General features: G+C 36.5%; 15 protein-coding genes. 7 read left to right on the plus strand and 8 right to left on the minus strand.

The window, feature by feature from the left end; translation table 11 throughout:
• Positions 1 to 16: 16 nt before the first annotated feature.
• From CYTFE_RS0104745 to prmA, 4 genes are all read right to left on the minus strand, one after another.
• A complete protein-coding gene (locus CYTFE_RS0104745; RefSeq protein WP_027470880.1) occupies positions 17 to 1801 on the minus strand; it encodes an aminopeptidase P family protein in 1785 nt (594 codons plus the stop codon).
• Between the two features lie 16 nt (positions 1802 to 1817).
• On the minus strand, positions 1818 to 2870 hold the full coding sequence (locus CYTFE_RS0104750) for a hypothetical protein (RefSeq protein WP_152541755.1): 1053 nt from the start codon (positions 2868 to 2870) through the stop codon (positions 1818 to 1820).
• 84 nt (positions 2871 to 2954) lie between these two features.
• The gene (locus tag CYTFE_RS25015; RefSeq protein WP_152541756.1) at positions 2955 to 7445 is read right to left on the minus strand and encodes a hypothetical protein; all 4491 of its coding nucleotides are present in this window, start codon (positions 7443 to 7445) and stop codon (positions 2955 to 2957) included.
• 62 nt (positions 7446 to 7507) lie between these two features.
• Complete coding sequence (gene prmA, locus CYTFE_RS0104760; protein ID WP_027470882.1) at positions 7508 to 8350, minus strand: 50S ribosomal protein L11 methyltransferase; 843 nt, start codon at positions 8348 to 8350, stop codon at positions 7508 to 7510.
• A 235-nt stretch (positions 8351 to 8585) separates the two neighbouring features.
• On the opposite strand from prmA, the gene CYTFE_RS0104770 reads away from it, so the two are divergent.
• On the plus strand, positions 8586 to 9458 hold the full coding sequence (locus tag CYTFE_RS0104770) for an AraC family transcriptional regulator (protein ID WP_027470883.1): 873 nt from the start codon (positions 8586 to 8588) through the stop codon (positions 9456 to 9458).
• Positions 9459 to 9560: 102 nt separating this feature from the next.
• Here the strand turns inward: CYTFE_RS0104770 and CYTFE_RS0104775 are convergent, their stop codons facing one another.
• On the minus strand, positions 9561 to 10298 hold the full coding sequence (locus CYTFE_RS0104775) for a DUF6320 domain-containing protein (RefSeq protein ID WP_044262576.1): 738 nt from the start codon (positions 10296 to 10298) through the stop codon (positions 9561 to 9563).
• A complete protein-coding gene (locus CYTFE_RS0104780) occupies positions 10295 to 11596 on the minus strand; it encodes a hypothetical protein (protein WP_044262578.1) in 1302 nt (433 codons plus the stop codon). The genes CYTFE_RS0104775 and CYTFE_RS0104780 overlap by 4 nt, the downstream gene beginning before the upstream one ends.
• 347 nt (positions 11597 to 11943) lie before the next feature.
• On the opposite strand from CYTFE_RS0104780, the gene CYTFE_RS0104785 reads away from it, so the two are divergent.
• On the plus strand, positions 11944 to 12705 hold the full coding sequence (locus CYTFE_RS0104785; protein WP_027470886.1) for an MBL fold metallo-hydrolase: 762 nt from the start codon (positions 11944 to 11946) through the stop codon (positions 12703 to 12705).
• Here the strand turns inward: CYTFE_RS0104785 and CYTFE_RS0104790 are convergent.
• Positions 12702 to 13892: an MFS transporter gene (locus CYTFE_RS0104790; protein WP_235208165.1), complete on the minus strand. Its 1191-nt coding sequence runs from the start codon at positions 13890 to 13892 to the stop codon at positions 12702 to 12704. The genes CYTFE_RS0104785 and CYTFE_RS0104790 overlap by 4 nt on opposite strands.
• A 35-nt stretch (positions 13893 to 13927) precedes the next feature.
• Positions 13928 to 14644 carry a hypothetical protein gene (locus tag CYTFE_RS0104795; RefSeq protein ID WP_027470888.1) on the minus strand — a complete coding sequence of 239 codons (717 nt, stop codon included), beginning with the start codon at positions 14642 to 14644 and terminating at the stop codon, positions 13928 to 13930.
• A 125-nt stretch (positions 14645 to 14769) separates the two neighbouring features.
• Between CYTFE_RS0104795 and CYTFE_RS0104800 the strand changes: the two genes are divergently transcribed.
• The 5 genes from CYTFE_RS0104800 (at position 14770) to CYTFE_RS0104820 (ending at position 22543) form a co-directional block, all read left to right on the plus strand.
• Positions 14770 to 15924 (plus strand): carboxypeptidase-like regulatory domain-containing protein, encoded by a 1155-nt coding sequence (locus CYTFE_RS0104800; RefSeq protein ID WP_027470889.1) that lies wholly within the window; start codon positions 14770 to 14772, stop codon positions 15922 to 15924.
• A 381-nt stretch (positions 15925 to 16305) separates the two neighbouring features.
• Complete coding sequence (locus tag CYTFE_RS0104805) at positions 16306 to 17421, plus strand: universal stress protein (protein WP_027470890.1); 1116 nt, start codon at positions 16306 to 16308, stop codon at positions 17419 to 17421.
• 39 nt (positions 17422 to 17460) lie between these two features.
• Positions 17461 to 18351: a hypothetical protein gene (locus CYTFE_RS0104810; protein WP_152541757.1), complete on the plus strand. Its 891-nt coding sequence runs from the start codon at positions 17461 to 17463 to the stop codon at positions 18349 to 18351.
• A gap of 521 nt (positions 18352 to 18872) precedes the next feature.
• The gene (thrA, locus tag CYTFE_RS0104815) at positions 18873 to 21305 is read left to right on the plus strand and encodes a bifunctional aspartate kinase/homoserine dehydrogenase I (RefSeq protein WP_027470892.1); all 2433 of its coding nucleotides are present in this window, start codon (positions 18873 to 18875) and stop codon (positions 21303 to 21305) included.
• 32 nt (positions 21306 to 21337) lie between these two features.
• Complete coding sequence (locus CYTFE_RS0104820) at positions 21338 to 22543, plus strand: cofactor-independent phosphoglycerate mutase (RefSeq protein WP_027470893.1); 1206 nt, start codon at positions 21338 to 21340, stop codon at positions 22541 to 22543.
• Positions 22544 to 22577: the final 34 nt, after the last annotated feature.

Consider the following 22577-nt stretch of genomic DNA (forward strand, 5'->3'; position numbering starts at 1 on the left):
AAAAATAGATCTCAAACTAATTTATTTCTTTTGTGTGTTCCTGAAGCCATTGTTTTAGTTCATCATTTAAAAAAGGTGATAAGGTATCGTATACTTTTTGGTGATAGTTATTTAACCATTCTTTTTCTTCATGGGTAAGCAAACTAGGTTCAATGGGTTTTAGATCAATAGGACAAAGGGTTAAGGTTTCGAATTTTAAAAACTCTCCAAATTCTGATTGGTTTGATTCTATGGTTAAAAGGAGGTTTTCAATGCGGATGCCGTATTGACCAGTTCTGTATAGTCCGGGTTCATTGGACGTAACCATCCCTTTTTCAAAGGCGACACCATTGTCATTGGGGCGAATACTTTGAGGCCCTTCGTGTACATTTAAAAAACAGCCTACCCCATGTCCTGTTCCATGTCCATAATTTAACCCTTTAGACCATAGTGGTTTGCGTGCTAATATATCTAGGTGTACACCCCTGGTTCCTTGAGGGAAAGAGGTGGTGTCCAAGGCTATATTGCCTTTTAAAACCATGGTATAATCTGATTTTTGTTGCGCACTTGGCGTCCCCAAATGAATGGTTCTGGTAATATCTGTTGTGCCCTCGTGATATTGACCACCGGAATCAATGAGGTAAAAGTTATCGGGAGTCAGTGTGGCATCGGTTTCTGGAGAAACACTGTAATGAACAATGGCTCCATGGGCAGCAAAGCCTGATATTGCACCAAATGATTCCCCCACAAAGTTTTCATTTTCGGCCCTGAATTTTTTTAATTGATGGGCGGCAGAAAGTTCAGTGACTGTTTTTTTAGCAACATTGTTTTGAAGCCAATGCAAAAATTTCACCATGGCTACTCCATCTTTTATCATGGCCTTTCTGAAGCCTTCCTGTTCTGTTTGATTTTTAACACCTTTTAGATCCTGAACAATACTGGCTTTCTCAATTTTAATCACTTCTTTGGGTACCAGTGAGTATATTTTTGTATTGGTTGTTCTAGGGTCAAATAACAGACCTGATTCCACCGGCATATCCTTTATCCATTTAAAGATATCAGTGTATAGATGTACAGTGATGTCATCTTCTGCCAACACTTTGCCAATGGAAGCCGATATTTTGTGGGTGTCAATAAATAAATATACGGCATCCAGTGAGATGATTAAGTAGGCATGAAAGACCGGATTATAAGGTACATCGTTCCCTCTTAAATTTAGTGTCCAGGCAATCTCATCCAAGGCTGTTATAATATAGTGGGATGCATCTTGTTGACGCATTTTTTTTCGGATGTTCTCCACTTTTTCCTTTCGGCTTAAACCGGCATATTTTGTTTCATGGACAAATATGGTATTTTCAGGAAGGGGAGGTCTTCCTTCCCATATATCATCCAATAGTGTTTGGTTGGGATCTAAGGTTATACCATAATGTTTATATTTTTTGGAGAGTTTACGTGCTGCATCAATGGAGAATACTTCTGCCTCAAAAGCAATCTTGCTTCCGGGGTTCAGGCGTTCTCCAATCCAATCTACATAGTCGGGAGTATCCGGCTCTGAGGCTTTGAATAAAGTGATGCCACTGCCCGCTAGCTCTTCTTCGGCCTGTAAATAATATCTGCTATCGGTCCATAAGCCTGCTTCTTCAACCAAAACCACTACGGTGCCTGCTGAGCCTGTAAAACCAGATATAAACTCTCTTTTTTTCCAATGGGCAGCAGTATACTCGCTCATATGTGGATCGCTACCTGGAATTATAAAGGCATCAATACCTAAATGAAGCATTTTAGTTCGAAGAAGAAATATTTTTTCGGCAGTTGTTGACATGTCACACAGTTTTTGATTAATTAAACTCTACTTTTTGATTTTTGTTGAAAATGATGACTTTTCTTTGTGTATTCGGATCTTTACCCACCACACCACTAAAACCTATCTTGTTGAGATCGGTAACGACCTTAAGTTGGTCTTTATGTGTATGTGTAAATTTTCCATTGAACACCTCTCCATTTAAAAGATAGCTTGTGTTACTATCTATTTTTACGGTGGTGGGTGTTTCCTCGTTGTTAATGGTTAACTCCCGAAAACTTCCACCGGAATGGGATACCATTAAGGAACCTTTATGTCCTTCGAATAAAGCTTTCTGGGTAAAATTCTGAACGTTTATAATACTGTTGTTGCTGTTGATAGTCACAAAATCACCAGCTTTAATTTTTATATTATCTACCTGAGAACTTCCTTGATAATCTTTAATACGACCAATTTTTAATAAACTGTATTTAGTGATGGCATTGATATGATCAGCTTCCTGGATTTCTATGGTGGAATTATTAATTTCTATATCGGATGAACCTAAACTTTTAATGATACCATTACAGTGCAGTAAATTAATGTGATTAACACTTTTACTTGTGTCGGCTGATATTTTTCCAAACTGAATATCACAGTATGAGATATTTGCAAATACGCCTCCATGCACTCCTTCCAGATTAACCCGGCCATGCATGTTTTCAATTCTAAGTCCTAATTTTTTAGGAAAAAATATGGTGTATTTAATTTTATATGGGATTGTTCGATTGAAATCTTTAACCAAGCTGGTCTTTACAAGCAAAGTATTGCTGTATCCAACGGTTTTTAGTTTGATTTCATTCATCATTTCTTTGGCTAGATTGGGTTTGTCTGAATAAATTTCAATACTCGCCTCTACACTGATGGAGTCTTTGTCCCAGTTGACCAGATCAACCTGTGCATGTTTTGCCCTAACATCCAGTTGTGTTATATTGTGTAATGGAAATACCTCCAACGAATATGAAGTAAAATCGCTTGCTGATCTATCTTGTGATGATAGGGATATCCATGATGTCAGTATGGCAATTAATATGGTTTTTATTCTTCGCATTTTCTTCATGTTATAAATGGCGTAAAAGTAGCTAAAAAGATAGGTATGGGAAAATATTATCTTATTTGCTAACAATCAAAAGTGCTATTCTTTCGACCTTTCTTCTGCTGCTCCTTCATCAATACTGATACTTTGACCTGAAGCAGCAGCGCTTGTTTTAATAGGACTAAGACCAAATTTCTTAATAAAACGGTTTAATCTGCTCGCTGGTGACTGGATAAATGTAAAACCACCAGACTTCGCTTTTCGTTCATCACTTTTTAGGGTGCTTATTGTTGTGTTAAATGCTTCATCAGAAGAAAGTGTATACATCATTTTTGCTTTGTAGGCAAAATAGTACCACGTGTCTTTATCAAAACTTAAAAACAGATCGATGGAATTGCCGCTTCTTTTCTTTACTATTTCAGCTTTTACATTTACTTTTTTGTTAATAACATTGTTTTTAATCATTGTTAAATCTGCCGTGCCATCTGCAATATAAGCATGTGATACACCATCAAATACAAAGTCTATGTTTCCAAATAGAAACATGTTGTTGACTACTTCGTTTAAAGATGCGATTGGTTTTCCTTCTTTTTTTAGCTTTGTGATTTCCGCGGCCTCTTTACTACCAACTAATTCGGCCAGGCGTTTTTTAAATCCGCTGTCCGACTGTTTGCTTTCCGGTGCCGTTGATGCCATTATCCGGGTCACCATCTGTTGGGTGGCCGTTTCGTTAAAAAAGAAATCTATACCCAGTAGGGTAGTAAGAGATATCTTATCATTTTTTGGATTGTCAATAATGGTACCTGCACTTCTTAGAGACACCTGATCTAGATCAACCCCCATATTCAAAGGACCTTCTGCCAATAATTGACAACTTGAGTTAGAGTATCTAAATAAAACACCAGTGGTGTCCGGGTTTTGTATTTTATCTAAATGAGCAATCTCAAAAGCGTTTTGCTGCTCATTAAAGTATAGGTAATCACCCGCCGTAATAATGGGTATGTCACTGTAATCTTTCCTCTTCGCTAGAAAAGTAGCGTAAATATGAGAGGAATCTTTGGTGATGTAAAAGTCACGATATATCTTTTTTCTTTCAAAATCAACGGGTTCTTCTCCTATTGGAATTACGATACTGTCTGGATCAATGGTCGCTTTAAAATAAGTATAGGTTTGTGGGCCACCGGCACATTGATGTAACATCTGAACACCACCATCGAAATTAAGGTGTGGTGAGGTTGATGTTAGTTTTGTTTTACCTTTAAAGGTGAAATTCTTATCAAAGGTAAATATGTCTTCTTCTGGTATGTTACCTTCTGCTGTAGTCTTTAAATCATCATTTAATTCAATATTACTGAATTGTAGCGTGAACTTCTTACCATCTCCGTTATAATAATCGTATTCTCCGTAACCTGAATAATTAAACTTACCTCCTACTTTGAGGTGAGAGTTATATATGGTGTGTGTGAAGTTTGTGTCATTTGCTAAGACAATGGAAGCACTGTCAATGGGAGCCATATCGGCATTTTCGCGTATCGTTAATAATCCGTCGTTGAGTATTATATTGGCATCTGCTACCTGAATGTTTTTTACTTCCTCGGCATATATAATTTTATTTTCCACATCGTATCTAGCCAGTGGTACCATAAAGTCTAGAGAATCTTGTTTTTTGTGGGTGGAAACAAAACGGTTTCCTTTTGAGCCGCTGGCTCCTAAATAAATGTCATTGTTTTCCATATCCCATGAAAATTCATTGATATAGGATATGTATCTATTGTCGGTAAAATTAACAGGATTGCCTCCTGATATTGATTTGAACTTACCTTGCCTTTTTTGAAAATCTATATTGGATATAAGGTTGGTGGTGTTAAATGATACTGCTTCGTCAATATCGGAGTTGCTTGCCAGATTAAAGTCAGAGGAATCTGCCATCATCGAATAACCACCAAAGGTCATGTCTTTGGATACGATATTGGCTTTGTCCATGTAAAAGGTTCCTTTACCTGTGGATCCTTCGGGTGCAACGGTTAGCTCTCCATCCAGTGAGGCCTCGTTGTTATACATGGTGAAAGATTCTTCTTGCGATTTTGATATTAATTGGTCTTGATAGGGCAAGAAATTAATATGGTTATATTTTCCATGTACATCGGGATATTCAACGCCTTCTTCGCTTTTTTTAACCGTGAAATCATAGGCTTGTCCTGTGGCATTTTCGGGTAGAAATACTAAATTTTCGGATTGGGCGGTAGCACTTAAATATTGAAGTGTTCCTTTTCCTTTAAGTCCCTTGTTGCTCATGTCAATGTCTGCAATAAAGGTCGCTTTGCCGTCATAAACTGCATAACCGTCGGCCGGAGTTTTACGTTTAAAACCCAGAGAGTAGTCATTTCTCACGGTCAATTGTTCTTTGAATGTGGGAAATATATTAGAAACAAAAGTTCCTGTAAAGTCAAAGTTTTTTGCACTCAACTTACTAATACTATCTAAAGTAAAAGTATCAAGCTTAAAATAAAATTTCTCTCTGTCATATTGTCCGTCCTGAATTTCAGGTTTATCGTAGTATACATATGATTCGGTTGCACTATTCAGAATGGGATATTCGCTATGAAAATCTTTTCCTGATTTGTTATTGGGTTCGTCAATCTTTAGATTACCGGATAAGTTTTCGATGGCATTTTTAACATAGGTCATTTGCGGTTGTCCAAAATAATCCAGTTCTCCTGTTTCAACTTTCATCCTTACGGAATCCAGATTTTTCATTTCTATTTGAAAATCGTCATAGTCAAATTTAAAGCCATCACCGTATAAATTTAACATGCCTGCATTAATGGCTCCATCAAAAACAAAGTTTCGATTTCTTTTTAAGAGGATATGTTCATTCTTGGGGAAGAATATTACATTTTGATTATCGGATATGGATATGGATTTAACGCCGTTGACATTGATGTCGTAGTTGAGTAAATCTATTTGTGCATTGGCTATATTACCAGGTGTATGGGAAACAAACCGAATGACATCGTAATCTTTATTGCCTAATCGAAATTGTAAATAATCATATAGTCGTTGGCGTAGTTCTATCATATCGGTGTTTACATTGTAGCCGATAAAACCATAGAAGGATAATTGTATGATCTGCTGGCGGATTTGATTTTCCGGTAGGTGCATCATCTGTGCATATTCAGATGCGGTGAAAGGTCTACCATGGTGCATCTTAGAGCAGTTCTTTAGACCTTGTAAGGGGTGTATGGCATCCATACCTTGCAAGCTGTTATAGAAACCTTCTCTAAAATAACTTAAGGACTCAAACTCACCGTGGTTTTCAGCTGCACCAGATACCATCTTTAGATCCATGGTTTCACTACCTATTTTCCATGTTAGTAACTCGATGTCCATACTAACGTTATGGAAGGTATTGAAATATGGACTCAATGCAAGTCCTTCTCCATTTCTAATCAGGTGTAATTCGTTTTTATCTACCATCAGTTTAAAAATCAGCCCTGGGTGATAGATATAATCTGTTTGTAGGCTAATTTTAACTTCTGTATCACTGCTGAGTATCTGGTCTTTGCGCAAAGCAAAATAAAGAGACTTAGCCGTTAAAAAAACAGTGTCATTACGGTATATGGTAATTGTGGCAGGGTTGTCATGTGTGCCTGATCCTAAAAACTTAGATCCGAATTGCGAGAATCCACCTTCATAATTAATGTCTGGATGAATATTATCCAGTTTAAATCGCTGTTCAACGGATGTGAATTGTGGATAGGTAGAGTTAGCCGTTGATTTAATATCCATTACCTTGTGACGTAAGCTACCTATTAATGGATGATCAAAATAGATGGTATTGTAAAATTGTACTGAGTCTATATCGAAATAGGATTGTTTAAATGGAAATGAGTAGGAGCCAAAAGTGGCACTTACTTGTTCGGCTTTAAATCCTGATCGTTCCCAAGTTACCTTGCCTTTGTCTCCATTCCAAATTTTTGTACTGTAGTTAAATGTTCCTTTGGTATCCCATATTCGTATGCTATCGTTTTTGGAGTGGCAAGTTAGGTTAAGAGCTGGAAAACGAGCAATTAGTTCTTTGTTGGTATATGAGAGCGTCCAGTTAGTATTGTCGGTTTTCCATTTGTTGGAAGGGGTCGAGAAGATAATGCTGTCTGTTACTAATTGAGAAGTAGTTTTTAAATATGTATTGATGGTGCGAAGGTGTAAGCGCGGTTTTTTTATGAGATCAACCACTGCATTGTTCCATGCTGTAAAAGAACTTTGAGAAATGTCAGCTTTCAAATACACACGAACCGCATTTAGGTATGCTTCGTAATCGGGTATAGGACGTGCTTTCTTTTTCGCCAATGCATTACAGTTGTTAATGATCAATTTCTTCTGCTCTTCATCGGTTTCGGGTGAATCCCAGAAAACGGATAATTCTTCCAAGTACGCCTTTGCATACTTTTTGTCGGAAACGGTTTTAAAGAGTTCCTCCATTTTAGGGACGAACTCTTCTGTGTTATCACTAAATGTCTGTGATGAGCTTTGGCTAAAAGCTATGTGGGTAATTAATATGCAAATAAATAAGGTAAATGTGCTTCTCATCGCTTAAGTCTTGTATGTTGGAATATAGATATTCCATGTTCCAAAATCTTCTTAAAAAAAGATTAATCAGCCTTTATATACGCAAGGGCTACCCATTGGTTATCTTCCTTTACTGATTTTTTTACCAAGTTATGAACATTACATTCTTTTTCTATGATTTCTATATCACTTTGGTAAAATCCGCTTAATAGTAATATGCCACCTTTGTTCAATACTTTTACGTATTTACTGATATCGTTTAATAGTATGTTGCGGTTGATATTAGCCATTATGATATCAAATGTTTCTTTGTCTAATAATGAGGCGTTGCCGCATTGTACTTCCATTTGATCAATATGGTTCATTTTGATATTGTCCCTTACATTGTTATAGGCCCATTCTTCGATGTCAATACCAAGAACTTTTTTGGCTTTTTTCTGAGCTGCTAATATGCCGAGTATCCCAGTTCCGCATCCCATATCCAAAATAGATTTGCCCGCAATATCCATCTCTAAAATATGCTTTATCATTAAACCAGTAGTTTCGTGATGGCCTGTGCCAAAGGCCATTTTAGGTTCGATTAATATCTCATATTCAGATGTAGGTACATTCGTGTGAAAAGGACTTTTAACCACACATCGCTTGTCAATAACAATGGGGTTGAAATAATTTTTCTCCCAGGTCTCATTCCAGTTCTGATCGGGTATGTTTTCTGCATCAAAGCTGATGCTATATTCCTTGTTGTTCAATAATTGAATGCTCTTTACTTCTTCTAGATGGTATTGATGGGTGGGGATATATGCATTTAAACCGTATTCTGTTTCTTCAAAACTGTCAAAGGCAAATTGTGCCAACTCAGCCATGAGTATTTCTTGGGCAAGCTCCGAAATAGGCGATATCTTAAATTTTACTTTGGTATATTCCATCTTGAGTTTTTATGTTTCTGGCAAAAGTATACAAAATGAAGAGGATGGTGGGTATTGATGGGAAAGAAAAATTTGAAATATTCTTCTGCTGTGATTCGGGAGATCCTATATTTTATACTTTTGTGGGCCTTAGGTAAAATATGTCATATGTATCGTGAGATCGACGAAGTGAACACTTGACCAATAGTTATAATGACGGTGAGTTTTATATGACAATTAAATGTATATTAGATAAATGAGTGATGCCATAAAAAAATATCCGTTTAAAGATGGTTTGAACCATGAATTTGAAATCTTGGATTTATCAAGTATCCTGAGTGTTAAAAATGAATTGATGACTGTACCGCATAGGGCTCAGTTTTATCATATTCTTTGGATTGAAAAAGGAAAGGGTACTCATTATGTAGATTTTAAGCCCGTGGACTTGGAGGATAATATGATTATTTTTGTGCCGAATAATTGTGTGAACCTGTTTGATAAAAAAGGTGCTTATCAAGGAAAAGTAATTATTTTTACGGATAGTTTTTTTAGTAAAAATAACCATGATATGTTGTTTTTGCATAGTAGTATTTTGTTTAGCGATTGGTATGATATTGTAACCATTAAGTTAAATTCGAACCCTTCGGAGTTGCACCTTTGTATTGATTTTATGGAGAAGGAATTCAAACGCAGTGCTGATGCTGCCCAATATTATATTCTGCATAATATGTTGTACGTGTTTTTGTTACAGGCAGAGCGGGAAATGCGAAAGCAAGGATTTAAGGAGCAGAAACCTAGTTTTCACCTGGATTGTGTTGTTCTTTTTAAGGACTTGCTGGAACAAAATTTTAAAAAAGACAGGTCTGTTAAAAATTATGCCGCGGCATTAAATATTTCTGATAAACAGTTACATAAAGCTACTACAACTTTGTTGGATAAGACGCCTAAGCAAATCATTGATGAGCGGGTTATATTAGAAGCTAAACGATTGTTGGTACACAGTCATCAGTCTATCAAAGAAATTACCTTTGCATTGGGGTATGATGAACCTACAAATTTTGTTAAGTATTTTCGCAAGCATACCGATCTTACGCCATCTGAATTTAGACAAAAGCAATTGGATCATTAAGTCTTATTTTGTTGCCTATTGTTTCTGCTTTTCTTGTTTGTGTGTGCATTCAATACGGCATTGTTGTGATCGTTTTTGACTTCTGTTTTTATCATTCTAATTCTATAGGTGAAACAAGCGTTTGAGTTCTCGTCCTTTTTTCATGCGATAATGTACAAACAATAAAATGCCAGAAATGGGAATGCCTGAAGAGATCACGTATATGCTCCAGCCCATGGTGATTTTTTGGCCAGAATAATAATCCAAAAGAATTTCAACTGCCATGCATATGATACTGGCCAAAGATAGTATAAGAGCAATAATATTGATTCCTTTTTCTTTGAGTTTTTTGATGAATAAAATGGAGCAAAGAAAAAACAGGTATAGTAACAAAAGAAGTGGAATACCTGCTTTAAAGCTCCACCCGGTTGCATTTCCCAGATAATCTATGGCCAATATTAAGAACGATAGGGAAGCAAAACTACCCAGGGTTAGCGTTAAGGATTGATGTCGGAAAAAGCTTAATAAACTGCTGTTTATAAACAAAACAAAACATATTATTGCAGTATACTTAGACCATGAAATATGTTGGCTGGTTAATAAATCAATTAAAAATGTGATAATGGTAGCTGATAGTAAAACAATGACCGTTAATTCCCAAAAAAGCTTTCTATTTAGCTGTTTTTCTGGTGTTGTTTTTACTTGGTTCTCTTTTTCTTTTTTTCCATGAGAGGAGGTGAATGATGTATTGGTTTCTTGGGATTCTGCCAAGGAGCTTTTTTTATTACTTAGATCATGGCATAAAGGACAACTGTCCATGCTTGGGTCTAATTCTACTCCGCAATTTGTACAATATTTCATAAATCACTTAGTTTTTTGATCTGAACGTGCATACCTTCTTTAGTCAGGAAACTTAGAAAATATCGCTCTAGTTCTTTAGAGCGTGTGATATTACCAAAGCTAAGAACCAATTTGTCGTGAAAACCTGCTACTCCGCAATTGATTTTTAGTTTTTTGTTGGGGGGAGGAGGCGTGATAACAAAATAGTCAATTTTATCCTTTAGCTTGTCCGGAACCTTTATTTTACCTAAGTTACTGATAACGCTGCAATATTGATATGCACCTTCGGTATAATATTTATAACGTAGAAACAAATTTTTTAATATCAGCGGGATACCACGGACAAGCATTTTTTTTTCACCTCCAACATTGCGTGAAATTATTTTACTGATTAATTTTTCATCGGTCTCTAATCTCATCTTGTGATATACTATCTTTAAGATTTCATCAAATGAATATATTCCCAAACGAGTGTCAATTTCAGGCATTACAAATAGTGAAAAATTACGCATCGTCTTCGAAGGGTATATATTCCGAAGATTGATTGGTACTTGAATTCGAATGACTCTTTTCTTTGATGTGTTTTTATGGGTGGCTATCTGTTGTAGAGCAAACAGTTGAACAGCAATGAGATATTCGGTGATGCTGACTCCTTTTTGTGCAGATTTGTGTTTTATTTCTTGCATATTGAGTATCGCCACCAATACATCAAACCTAGGTTTCTTATTTAATTTGTAGGGCAGGTGAAATGATTTTGACAGCCGTGCGGCAAAAGGAATATTATCCTTAAAGTATCTTGAATAGGCATCTTCTGTTTCTGCTTCCAGTAATTGTTTATCGAGGCCTAGTTTCGTTTTATCTATGGTATCTGAATGCTTTAAGGAGTGATAAGTGTCAAGAATCCAAATCAAAAATTGAGAAGCACCATATCCATCGGTGAGTATATGTGAACATTCTATACTTAACCGGTTCTTGTAAACAAGGATTCGGAGTAAATGAGCGTTGGTATCATGCTTATTAAATGCTTGACAGGGAAGTCCGGTGTCTGGAGCTAGGGTGAAAGGCCTTTTTGTTTCTTCAAGGTAATACCAAAAGATGCCATGGTGTAAACTTACTTGGTAATAGGGAAATCTTTTCTCTGCCAGTGAAACAGCTTCCAGTAGGTACCGGATAGCTATTCTGTGGTGTAAAACGGCAGTGCACCGTAAAACCGTTGTGTGCTCTTGCGTGCGAATGGCGGGAAATATCTTTGCCGCATTGTCTAATGAGAACCAGAATAGTGATTTATTTTTATTACCTATATTATTTTTCCCTTTCATAAAAAAAAAAAGTTGCTGCCCGTGGCAAAGTAAGCATTCTTTTGTACAAATTTATTGAGTAATTTTTCCTCTACAAAATATTATTGTTGTTGGAGGATGCTCTCCCAAAATGGTCAAGAAAATATTTGCTAATATTTATTACATTTTATGTATGTCTTTTTTTTCCTTGGTCGCTGTTACTGTTTTATTTATCATTCACTTCTGAGATATTGTGTTATTGTTTGGATGTTTTAACCTGTTTTATGTTTAAAATGAGGCGGTCAATTACTATCTTTGAATTCATAAATTATCTCCATTGGTAAAAGGCAGTTCTTGTGTTTTTTATCCTGTAAATTAATGCAATTGTTTTGAAAATAACTTTTCTTGGTACCGGAACTTCGCAGGGGGTGCCTGTGATAGCTTGTCAATGTGCAGTCTGTAAATCATTAGATTTGCATGATAAACGACTGCGATCATCTGTTTTGATTGAAGTAAATGGAACTCATATTGTTATTGATTCGGGTCCTGACTTCAGGCAGCAGATGTTGGTGAATGATGTTCGTAAATTGGATGGTATTCTGTTTACTCATGAGCATAAAGACCATACGGCAGGATTGGATGATGTAAGAGCTTTTAACTGGGTGACGCAAAGTCCGGTGAATGTTTTTGCCGAAAAAAGAGTATTGTCTGCATTAAAAGTTGAGTTTTCTTATGCTTTTGATCCTAAACCTTATCCTGGTGTTCCTAAGATTAACTTGAATGTCATTGACGAAAAACCCTTTCAAATAAATGGTGTTCATGTTATTCCCATTCGGGGTATGCATATGAATTTACCTGTGCTAGGTTTTCGTATTGGTGACTTTTCTTATTTGACAGATTTTAATTATATTTCTGATGAATCACTCAATAAAGTTAAGGGTTCAAAGGTGATTGCCTTGAATGCGGTTAGGAAGGAACCTCATATTTCTCATTATTGTTTAAGCGAAGCTGTAGAGGTGTTGCAGAAGGCCAAGCCAGAAATGGGCTTGGTGACACATATGTCGCATCAATTGGGCCTATATGCAGAAGAAAACCCCTTATTACCCCCGGGAATACAGCTGGCATATGACAATTTAGTATTGGAAATTTAGGTTGGTTTTTCTGATTCTAACGATCGGAGAAACAAAAAAATGGAGGATCCGACTAATATTGTAAATACGATACCGATGACCTTTAATGAGAAAGAACGGTCATAGGTGTCGGATAAAAAGCCTACCACTGGCGCAATAATTGCAAAAAAAGCTCTGATGATCAGACTTCGAATAGATAATACGGTAGCCCGCATATCGTCAGCAGTAATTCGATTGATATAATCTTTCAAAACGGGCGTGGCTATTCCTCTACTAAAATAAAATATACCCAGAATAATCAAGATCCAGGCTGACTCCATAAATCCAGAAAGAATATAACTACCTGTAATAATGATGGATGTTAGCCAGATGGTCATTTGGGGTTTAAGTCTTGCCTCAATTTTATAGGCAAAGAGTGTTGTTGTTCCTACAATTAAGTTGAGAACAGTGTGGGTGGCTCCGATGGCATATTCAGAAAAACCGATGTCGTTGAGGTATAATTGATACATCCAAGCCATGGTTAGCGTTGCTGTACCTAGGATGCTTGAATAAAGTAGATTATACCTTAGTTTGGCATTTTTTATTGTGGCATACCATACGATGCTCCATATATCTTTTATTCCGGGCTTCTTTCTAATGCCACTCCTGATGGGTTCAATCAACATGATGGACGCAGGAACGGCCATAAATGCAATGCCTGTTTGAAAAATAAAGGGATATCGTATATGTATTGCTGCCAAAGAACCACCTATGATACCTGCCAGGGCCTCTGAGTAATTACCTACCGTAAAGTTCCGTCCTTCGTATTTTACATACTCTTTTTCTCGCCCTACACTTTTAAGGGAATCGTACATAATAGCTGAATCAGCTCCGGAAACAAAACTTTGTCCTATACCCAGGGTCACTTCAGCCAAGAGAAACCAGTAATATCCCGATGTTGTGGCATAAACCAAAAAACCTAGCGTTCCCAGTATCGATCCGAATATCAAGGTCTTTCTTCGACCGATAACATCTGCTACATATCCTGATGGAATTTCAAAAATAACGATGGCTATGGAGTAAAAAGCCTTTAGTTGAAATGATTCTCTGTCAGAGAATCCCATATCCTTATAAAACAGCATCAAAATAGGCATGGTCAGCATAAACCATTTTGCTATTTTAATGATGTATAGTTTGCCTATGTTTGACTCAATGCCCGTCCTTGCCAACCTGTGTCTTGTTGTATTATATGTTAATAATAATTTTAATAGTGACCTAGTTCTTTGGCCATTTTGTCAATGTGCTTGTTCTTGTTGGGATCTATGATTTTATTATTTGATTTGGCTGATAACATCTCCTTTCTTAGTTCTATTAAAGAGGAGGAGATGATCTCCATCTTTTGCTTGTTTTTAACCAATTGCTGTTCAAAAGAGAGTAGTTTTTGCTTGTTTACTTCCATCTCTTTGGTTAATTGACGGTTGCTACTGCTTACTGCATTGTACTTTTCTTTTTGAAGGGTAAGTTCGTATTCGAGTTTGGAAAATCTCTCTTTGGATAGTTTTAATGCATATTTAATGCTGGCAGTATCTCTTTTGAGTTTGATGTTGTCGGAACGTAAACTCTTGAGTTCTTCTACTGTGGTTTGGGTGGATTGCTTCTGCGACTGATATAGTTTAACAGTCTCCTCTAGTTTATTTTCAAGTGCTTTATTGCTGTCAGTGAGTTGTGTTACCTTAACCAATAAGTCACTAATTTCGTCCGACTTCACTGCATTACTTAAGTGTAACTCGCTTTTCATCAATTCAAAATCCGATACGTTGGTTTTTATTCTGGATTGTAAGGTCTTATTCTCGCTAAGGCTCGCACTTAACTCTTCGTTTAGCTTTGATTTTTCAGCTAAGCATGCTTCGTATTTCTTTTTAGAAACTACACAACTGTTTAATAGTATGGTGCTTACAGTAAGTAATAATACAGTTCTCATAAGTATCCTGTTTTTTTATGATTCCAAAAATAGCAAAGTTTTTAATCATTTCCTTCATAAATTTAAAGACATCATCATCAACAAATCGGTATTATTCTTACTTTTAAGCATTAAAATTATATGTGATGAATAGAAATGTAATGAAATACAGTCTGTCTTTTATTTTATTGTTTATTATTGGTAAGGTTTTAACTGCGCAAAATTTTACCGTTACAGGTACGGTTATTAATGCAGAAACGGGAGCTGCTGTTGAATTTGCAAATATTGGTATTGAGGGTACTTATTTGGGAACAGCCTCAGATATGGATGGAAATTTTGAGATTAAATTATCGGAAGCTTTGCTGGAAAAACAAATCAGTATTTCTGCAGTTGGCTATAAATCAAAAGTATATCAGGTTAGAGAATGGTCGAAAAAGGATGGATTAATGATACAGTTGGCACCGGTAAATTATGGTATATCGGAGATAAATGTAGCGGCGAAGTCTAAGATTGGGTACGGGATTATCCGTACTGCGGCCCATCTGATTACTGATAATTATATCGTACAACCATATACTTATCGGTGCTATATGCGTACCGTAACAAATATGAATGGTAAATCATTCATGGATGAAGCCATCGTATTGTTGACAGATAGTAAAGGATATGGTGAACGGTCATTTGCTGAGGCCTACCAAAATATCCATTACCGTATCGTACAAAATAATCCACATAGAAAAGTAGCTTTATTAAAGGAGGGCCTTACTTTTATGGATGATTTGATAAGCTGGGATATCGTGCGTAATCCTGGTAACATACTATCGGTGGAATCAATGAACGATTTTGAGGTAAATGTGGAGGGAGAAACGGCGCTGGATGGTGATTCTGTGTGGGTGCTTTCGTATGATTGCCAAAAGCCAGATGTTCAAAATGCTGGAGATCCACAATTAACAACGTATAAAGGGAAAATATGGGTGACGCAAGAAAATAATAAGGTATTAAAAAATAGCTTTGAAGCAACGCGGATAGGTGCATCTCGTCATGGAAATAGTTTTTATGTTAGTAAGGAAAATGCAACACCATTGAAATATAAGGTCGAAACGCATTATAAAAGGAAGGATGGTAAGCTGGCCTTAAACTCGGTGCAATATCTACAGGAGGAAAGCAATGGACAGGAAACGGCTGTTTATTTGAAAGTTGTGGAGGTGGAAGCCTATGATAATCGTATTACTGGACGACAATATTATAATGGAGACGATAAAAATGAAGGTTTCTGGAATAAATACAAGCGGCCGGAATAATTGGGTTGTATTATGGTACGCGACCTATTTATTGTCTTATGAAACCGACATGGACAACCCAAATAATTGGACTTTCAGCGATGATTGAATTCAGCATGGCTTAGTATGGTTTCGCTAATTTTTAAACATATAAAACTCGCCGAAGTTAAGTATACTAACGTGTGATAAATATTTCGCATGGTCCGTTTCTTGTTTCATTATAGTTTGCTATTTCTGCAAACTTAAATACCGCTACTTTGGATTTTTTTTATTGCTTTTTTGATGCCTATCACGACCAATTATGAATAGATCAGGTTAGAATTAAAAGTGATCAAATGTGTTGTCATTTTTTAGAATATTTATTACTTTAACACGCAGGGAACAATCTAAACAAAACAAGCGATGGAAGATAAAATAATTACCTTAGCGACATTGTCATTTGAAAAAGCACAACTTATTAAAACCTTATTGGGCAACGTGGATGTAGAATGCTTTCTGGAGAATATTAATTTGGTTCAGGGAGCCGTGTCTACGGGTGTAAAGGTTAATATTAAAGAAGTTGATTTTCAAAAAGCGCTTGTTATTTTTGACGCCATTCATGCGTCTGAATTTGATACCAATAAAGTTAAGGTTGAAGCCACAGAAGGAATTAAAGTATTGGTTCCGGTTGATTTTTCGGAGTATTCTCAGAATGCAGTAGATATTGCGTTTGATTGGGTGGCGAAAAGTAGGGGAGAACTCGTCTTGTTTAATGCCTACTACTCACCTATGAATACTGGACTCCCTTTCAGTGATGCCTATGTGTATGATGTCAATTCTGATGACCTCAGTTTTGAGATGAAAGAAATGGCTGAAAAGAGATTGCGACTTATGAAAGAAGAGCTTGAAAAACGTATTGTTAATCAGGGTATTCATTCTATTAATGTGAGTACTGAAATAAGACGTGGTATAGCCGAGCACGAAATTCTTGCTTTTAGCGAGCACTATAATCCATCTTTAATTGTGATGGGAACTAGAGGGGCTGATAAAAAGGCTGTGGACTTGATAGGTAGTGTCACTGCAGAAATAATTGAAGGAGCCAAGGTTCCTGTTTTAGCTGTTCCGGAGTGTTTTAAATATGAAGGGCTGGATAAAATTAATAGCATTGGATATCTTTCGGTATTTGGAGAAAGTGACTTTGGTTCTATACAAAAGTTATCCACTATCATAAAAGCACTTGATGTGGTGGTGAAATGTGCACATATAACTGGTAGTGATAAGGTTGCGGTGAATAGAGTGAAAATGGATGGACTTGTGGATCATTTTGAGCATAATAAAATAGGTAAGGAGCTTGATTTTAGATTGATTGAGAATGAGGACTTTTGGGTGGGAGTAGAGAGTTTTGTTTTATCTGATCAAATAGATATTTTGGCCTTTACCACATTTAAACGAAGTCTTATTTCAAGATTGTTAAATCCATCTATTGCCAAAAAAATGCTTTTTCATTCAACAACACCATTGTTGGTATTTCATTCATAATTTTCTATTTTAGGGCGACCTATAATGTTGTTACCTAATATGGGAAAAACAATTTTTGTTGCATTTTTAATTTTCAAACTTGGATGTTTAACTATTCTGGGACAAGAATTGTACCCCGTTAGAGGAACTGTTTATGTGAGGGAAGGTAAGGCGGTAAAAGTGAACCTATCTATTAGTAAGGAGGGCACTGAGAAACGAGTCCCTGTGGATGTGAATGGTGATTTTGTGACATATCTCACCTGGAATGGTGTTTTTCAATTTCGGTTTTCTAAGCCGGGATATATTAGTAAAATAATAAGTTTTAGTACGCAGTTGCCCGAGGAAGTAGATAAGAGTAATATCTTTCCATATGAAATTTTGGTGGAATTATTTCCTACTTTTCCAGAGGTGGATACCGCTTTTTTTAAGCGTCCTGTGGCAAAAATTAAATATTCAAAAGAGGATAACGATTTTGTTTACGATCTGGATTATCAGCTGATTATTCAACGGAAAATGAAGCAGATCAAAACGCAATATGAAGCTTGGAAAAAGAATATTGTTGCGAAACCTAAAAGCTCAAGGGCTGCACTATTAAAAGAAAGAGAGGAAAGTGCCATTCGTTATCAGAAGAGCGTTGAGATTAAACAAAAAGGAGCTGCTCTGTCGACTTCAACAAAAGTGCCTTCCAAGTCTATAAAGTCAATTGTTAAAGAAGAAAGACCTTTTGATTTTCCTCCCTTGCAAGATTCTTATCCTGAGGGGAAATCCATTGAAATTCATGAATTAAAGGGGAAAGTTATTACCCGTGTGATTATCAAAAATGGAAAGTATCAAAAGATATTTTATAAAGTGAAGCATAATTGGGGTGGTCTGTATTACTTTGTTCAAGAATCTCCATCTCATTATAGAAATATCTCGAAGTATAACTTTGAAAAGGCAACAAAAATTTAGGGATGTGAAATGCCTTATATGTTGTTAGATAGTCGGTTTGATATGTTGGGATGCTTAATAGATGAGATGATCGTGTTGCTAAAAAAATAGAAGTTCTTGTTGGCTGATGCGGATCAAAGAGAAACGAATGAGGTATGCCCGTAGTAAGTAAATGATTCATTTTTGTTATCAAAGCTTAAAATCATAGCAAAAGTCATGTTTTAATTTTGTCGATTGAAATAAATCCCTATTTTTGCATTATAAAATAAAAGCAAAATGCATTTATAGCTTATGGTTTATAAATTAACCCATATTACCTCTAATATTACTTCAGCCATTACCCCTTGGGGGGTCTAGTTATTATTCTTCTGCCTTCAGGAGGTTTATTCGTATAAATACTACCTGGAATTGTTTTAAAAGCATTTTAATAGAATGCTAATGTAAACATAGAAATAGTTCATTGAGCAATCGCAATCATCTTTTATAATAGTATAAAACATAAAGCCATATCTTTTAATATGGTTAATCAATATTCAAATCATATGAAGGTCTTAAAATTTGGGGGAACGTCCGTAGGTTCTTCGGAGAGTATATTAAAAGTTAAAAATATTGTTGAATCTCAACAGGAACAAATCATAGTAGTGGTTTCTGCAGTTGGTGGAATAACAGATCAGTTAATTAAAGCTGCCAACCTTGCCGAGAAAGGAGAGCAGGAGTGTTTTGATATATCCAGTGAGGTAAAAGAAAAGCATTACAAGATAATAAGTGAGCTTTTTCCCTTAGATCAGGCCCAAACTATTAAGTATAAAGTGGATCAGCTTTTTGAGGAAGTGAGTACCATTATTAAAGGAGTGTTCTTGTTGAAAGAAGTTTCTACCAAAAGTAAGGCCATTATTGCTAGTTTTGGGGAGAGGATTTCATCTTTTATTGTATCGGAACTGATACAGGGGGCTACCTTATTTGAATCGCAGCATTACATTGTCACCGATAATGTGTTCGGTAAGGATTCTGTTGATTTTGAAACCACCGAAACCCGTTTGAAAAATATACAGGAAGAGTTGGGGAATGTGGCTGTTTTTTCGGGTTTTATTGCTAGTAATAAGAATCAGGAAGTAACTACATTGGGCAGAGGTGGTTCTGATTATACTGCGGCGATTATTGCAGCTACCTATGATGCCTCTATTTTGGAAATATGGACCGATGTGAATGGTTTTATGACAGCTGATCCTAGAATTATTAGTCGCGCCTATTGTATTGATCGTTTGAGTTATTCCGAAGCCATGGAACTCTCGCACTTTGGTGCGAAGGTGATTTTTCCGCCTACCATTTTGCCTGTTTATAAAAAAAATATACCGATTTTAATTAAAAATACTTTTAATCCAGAAGCAAAAGGTACCTTGATCAATGATCAAAAGGAACCCATGCAAGGGAAAAAGATTAAAGGTATTTCTTCTATTAAAAATGTATCCTTGCTTACTGTGCAAGGTCTTGGAATGATCGGTGTTACAGGTATTGCCATGCGTTTGTTTAAATCGCTTGCACAAAAGAATATTAATGTTATACTAATTTCACAGGCTTCTTCTGAGAATTCGATTAGTGTGGTTATTGATTCTCAAACCGCTGATATGGCGATTGATTTAGTGAAGGATGAGTTTGCTGCGGAAATAGTATTGAACCAAATCAATAATATCTCTGTGGAAATGAATATGGCTATTATTGCCATTGTGGGTGAGAATATGAAGCGAACTACAGGTGTTTCTGGTACCTTGTTTGAAAGTATGGGGAAAAATGGAATCAATATTTTTGCCATTGCCCAGGGCGCTTCTGAGTTAAATATTTCTTTTGTAGTAAAAGAAAAGGATCTTAAAAAAGGACTGAATACGGTACATGAAGCTTTCTTTCTGTCTGAATTTTCAAGGATTAATCTGTTTTTGGTTGGTACCGGAACGGTGGGGAAAATGTTGATTGAAAAAATTAACGCGCAAGCAGAAAAATTAATAAATGATAATAAGCTTAATATTCGAATTGCAGGAATTACCAATAGCCGTAAAATGTTGTTGAATCCTCAGGGACTGGACGTAAAAAATGTATTGAACGATTTGATGGAACTGGGAGAGACCGCTAATTTACAAGATTTTAAAAATCGTATCGTAGATTATAACCTGGCCAATAGTGTAATGGTGGACTGTACTGCCAACGAAACAATTGCCTCCATTTATCAGGATGTGTTAGATTCTAATGTGTCAGTGGTGACTGCGAATAAAATTGCTAGTTCTTCTCAATATGATTTGTATCAGAAATTAAAGTCAACCGCGCTGAACAAAGGTGTTAAATTCTTGTTTGAAACCAATGTAGGAGCAGGCTTGCCTATAATTGCTCCATTGAGGGATCTGGTGATGAGTGGTGATAAAATACTGAAGTTGGAGGCCGTTTTATCAGGAACGCTTAATTATATAGTGAATACCGTTGATGAAAATAATCCTTTGTCTAAAGTTATTCAGGATGCCAAAGATTTAGGATATAGTGAGCCCGATCCTAGAATCGATCTGAGTGGTACCGATGTGGCACGTAAAATTCTTATTTTGGCCAGAGAGTCAGGTTATGCTTTGGAGATGAGCGATATTGAGGTGACACCATTTGTTCCGAAAAATTATATGGATGGAGGCTCTTTGGATGTATTTATGCAGGAAATAAAAAAGTATGATACCGTTTTTGAAGAGCATAGAAAATCATTGGTAGAGCAAGGTAAGAAACTGAGATATGGCGCTAAACTGGAACAAGGAAAAGCGGTGGTAGGTTTTATAGAAGTTGATCACAAACATCCTTTTTTCGAACTGGAAGGAAGTAACAATATTATATTGATTAACTCTGATCATTACAAAGAACATCCAATGCAAATAAAAGGTTATGGTGCAGGAGCAGAAGTAACTGCAGCAGGAGTGTTTGCCGACATAATTAAAGTGGTGAATAAATAAAAGTTATTGTTGTCTGATTTAAAATGGTTAAAATGAAGTATTTGATAATATTAGCAGATGGGGCTTCTGATGAACCCCTAAAGGAATTAGGTAATAAAACGCCATTAATGGCGGCTAAAACGCCACATATCGATATGTTGTGTGCCAAAGGGGTATCAGGTCTATTAGATACGGTTCCGCCTTCATTGCACCCCGGGAGTGAAGTTGCCAATATGATGGTGATGGGTTATGATGCTGCCAAATATTATCGGGGAAGAGGCGTGTTGGAGGCTGCGTCGATGGGTGTCAAGACATCTTTGGATGATTTGGTTTTTCGATGTAACTTGATTTCTGTGGAGGATGAAAAAATATTGAATCATTCATCCGGTCATATATCTACCGAAGAGGCCAAAGAGATTATGGAATTTCTTCAGGAAAAATTAGGTTCTGAAACTGTGCATTTTTATCCAGGTGTGAGTTATCGTCATTTAATGGTTGTTAAGGGAGGCAGTGATCAAATAAACTGTGTTCCTCCACATGATGCGCTAGGAACACCTATCAAGGATGTTTTTCCAACAGCAAAAGTGGGCGAAGCACAAGGAACAATAGATATTGTGGTGGATTTAATGCAAAAATCTAAGGAACTCCTAAAGGATCATCCTATTAATGTAAAAAGAAGGGAAACAGGAAAGTGTACTGCCGATATGATTTGGCCATGGTCTGCCGGTAATACACCGGATATGCCAACCATGAAAGAGCTTTATGGAATTGAATCTGGAGTGGTGATTTCTGCCGTAGATTTGATCTACGGATTGGGGGCTTATGCTGGTTTAAAAGGTGTTCATGTGAAAGGCTCAACGGGTTTGTATGATACCAACTATGAAGGGAAAGCTGAAGCTGCTATAAAAGCCTTGAAAGAGAATCAATACGTATTTTTACATATTGAAGCCAGTGATGAAGCAGGCCATGAAGGGGACCATGTTCTAAAAACAAAAACCATCGAATACTTGGATGAAAGAGTGGTGAAGTACCTTGTTGAGGAGGTCGAGAAAATAGAAGAACCTGTTACTATTGCCCTATTACCAGACCATCCAACGCCGTGTGCTTTGAAAACTCATACCAGAGATGCGGTGCCATTTTTTATTGTTAAGCCGGGACAAGCGCCGGATGCAGTGATGGAGTATAATGAGGATGCCGCCAAAGAAGGTGCTTATGGCACTATTTATGGTCCGGAATTTATGCAATTGCTTTTAAAATAAAATACTATTTGTCCATGGAGATGTACATCTCAAA

This window comes from Saccharicrinis fermentans DSM 9555 = JCM 21142 (genome assembly GCF_000517085.1).
Classification (GTDB): Bacteria; Bacteroidota; Bacteroidia; order Bacteroidales; family Marinilabiliaceae; genus Saccharicrinis; species Saccharicrinis fermentans.

What these genes read in the sequence shown, in the direction of transcription:
- CYTFE_RS0104745 (WP_027470880.1), bottom strand. Translation starts at nt 1,801, where the DNA reads ATGTCAACAACTGCCGAAAAAATATTTCTTCTTCGAACTAAAATGCTT.
- CYTFE_RS0104750 (WP_152541755.1), bottom strand. Translation starts at nt 2,870, where the DNA reads ATGCGAAGAATAAAAACCATATTAATTGCCATACTGACATCATGGATA.
- CYTFE_RS25015 (WP_152541756.1), bottom strand. Translation starts at nt 7,445, where the DNA reads ATGAGAAGCACATTTACCTTATTTATTTGCATATTAATTACCCACATA.
- prmA (WP_027470882.1), bottom strand. Translation starts at nt 8,350, where the DNA reads ATGGAATATACCAAAGTAAAATTTAAGATATCGCCTATTTCGGAGCTT.
- CYTFE_RS0104770 (WP_027470883.1), top strand. Translation starts at nt 8,586, where the DNA reads ATGAGTGATGCCATAAAAAAATATCCGTTTAAAGATGGTTTGAACCAT.
- CYTFE_RS0104775 (WP_044262576.1), bottom strand. Translation starts at nt 10,298, where the DNA reads ATGAAATATTGTACAAATTGCGGAGTAGAATTAGACCCAAGCATGGAC.
- CYTFE_RS0104780 (WP_044262578.1), bottom strand. Translation starts at nt 11,596, where the DNA reads ATGAAAGGGAAAAATAATATAGGTAATAAAAATAAATCACTATTCTGG.
- CYTFE_RS0104795 (WP_027470888.1), bottom strand. Translation starts at nt 14,644, where the DNA reads ATGAGAACTGTATTATTACTTACTGTAAGCACCATACTATTAAACAGT.
- CYTFE_RS0104800 (WP_027470889.1), top strand. Translation starts at nt 14,770, where the DNA reads ATGAATAGAAATGTAATGAAATACAGTCTGTCTTTTATTTTATTGTTT.
- CYTFE_RS0104805 (WP_027470890.1), top strand. Translation starts at nt 16,306, where the DNA reads ATGGAAGATAAAATAATTACCTTAGCGACATTGTCATTTGAAAAAGCA.
- CYTFE_RS0104810 (WP_152541757.1), top strand. Translation starts at nt 17,461, where the DNA reads ATGGGAAAAACAATTTTTGTTGCATTTTTAATTTTCAAACTTGGATGT.
- thrA (WP_027470892.1), top strand. Translation starts at nt 18,873, where the DNA reads ATGAAGGTCTTAAAATTTGGGGGAACGTCCGTAGGTTCTTCGGAGAGT.
- CYTFE_RS0104820 (WP_027470893.1), top strand. Translation starts at nt 21,338, where the DNA reads ATGAAGTATTTGATAATATTAGCAGATGGGGCTTCTGATGAACCCCTA.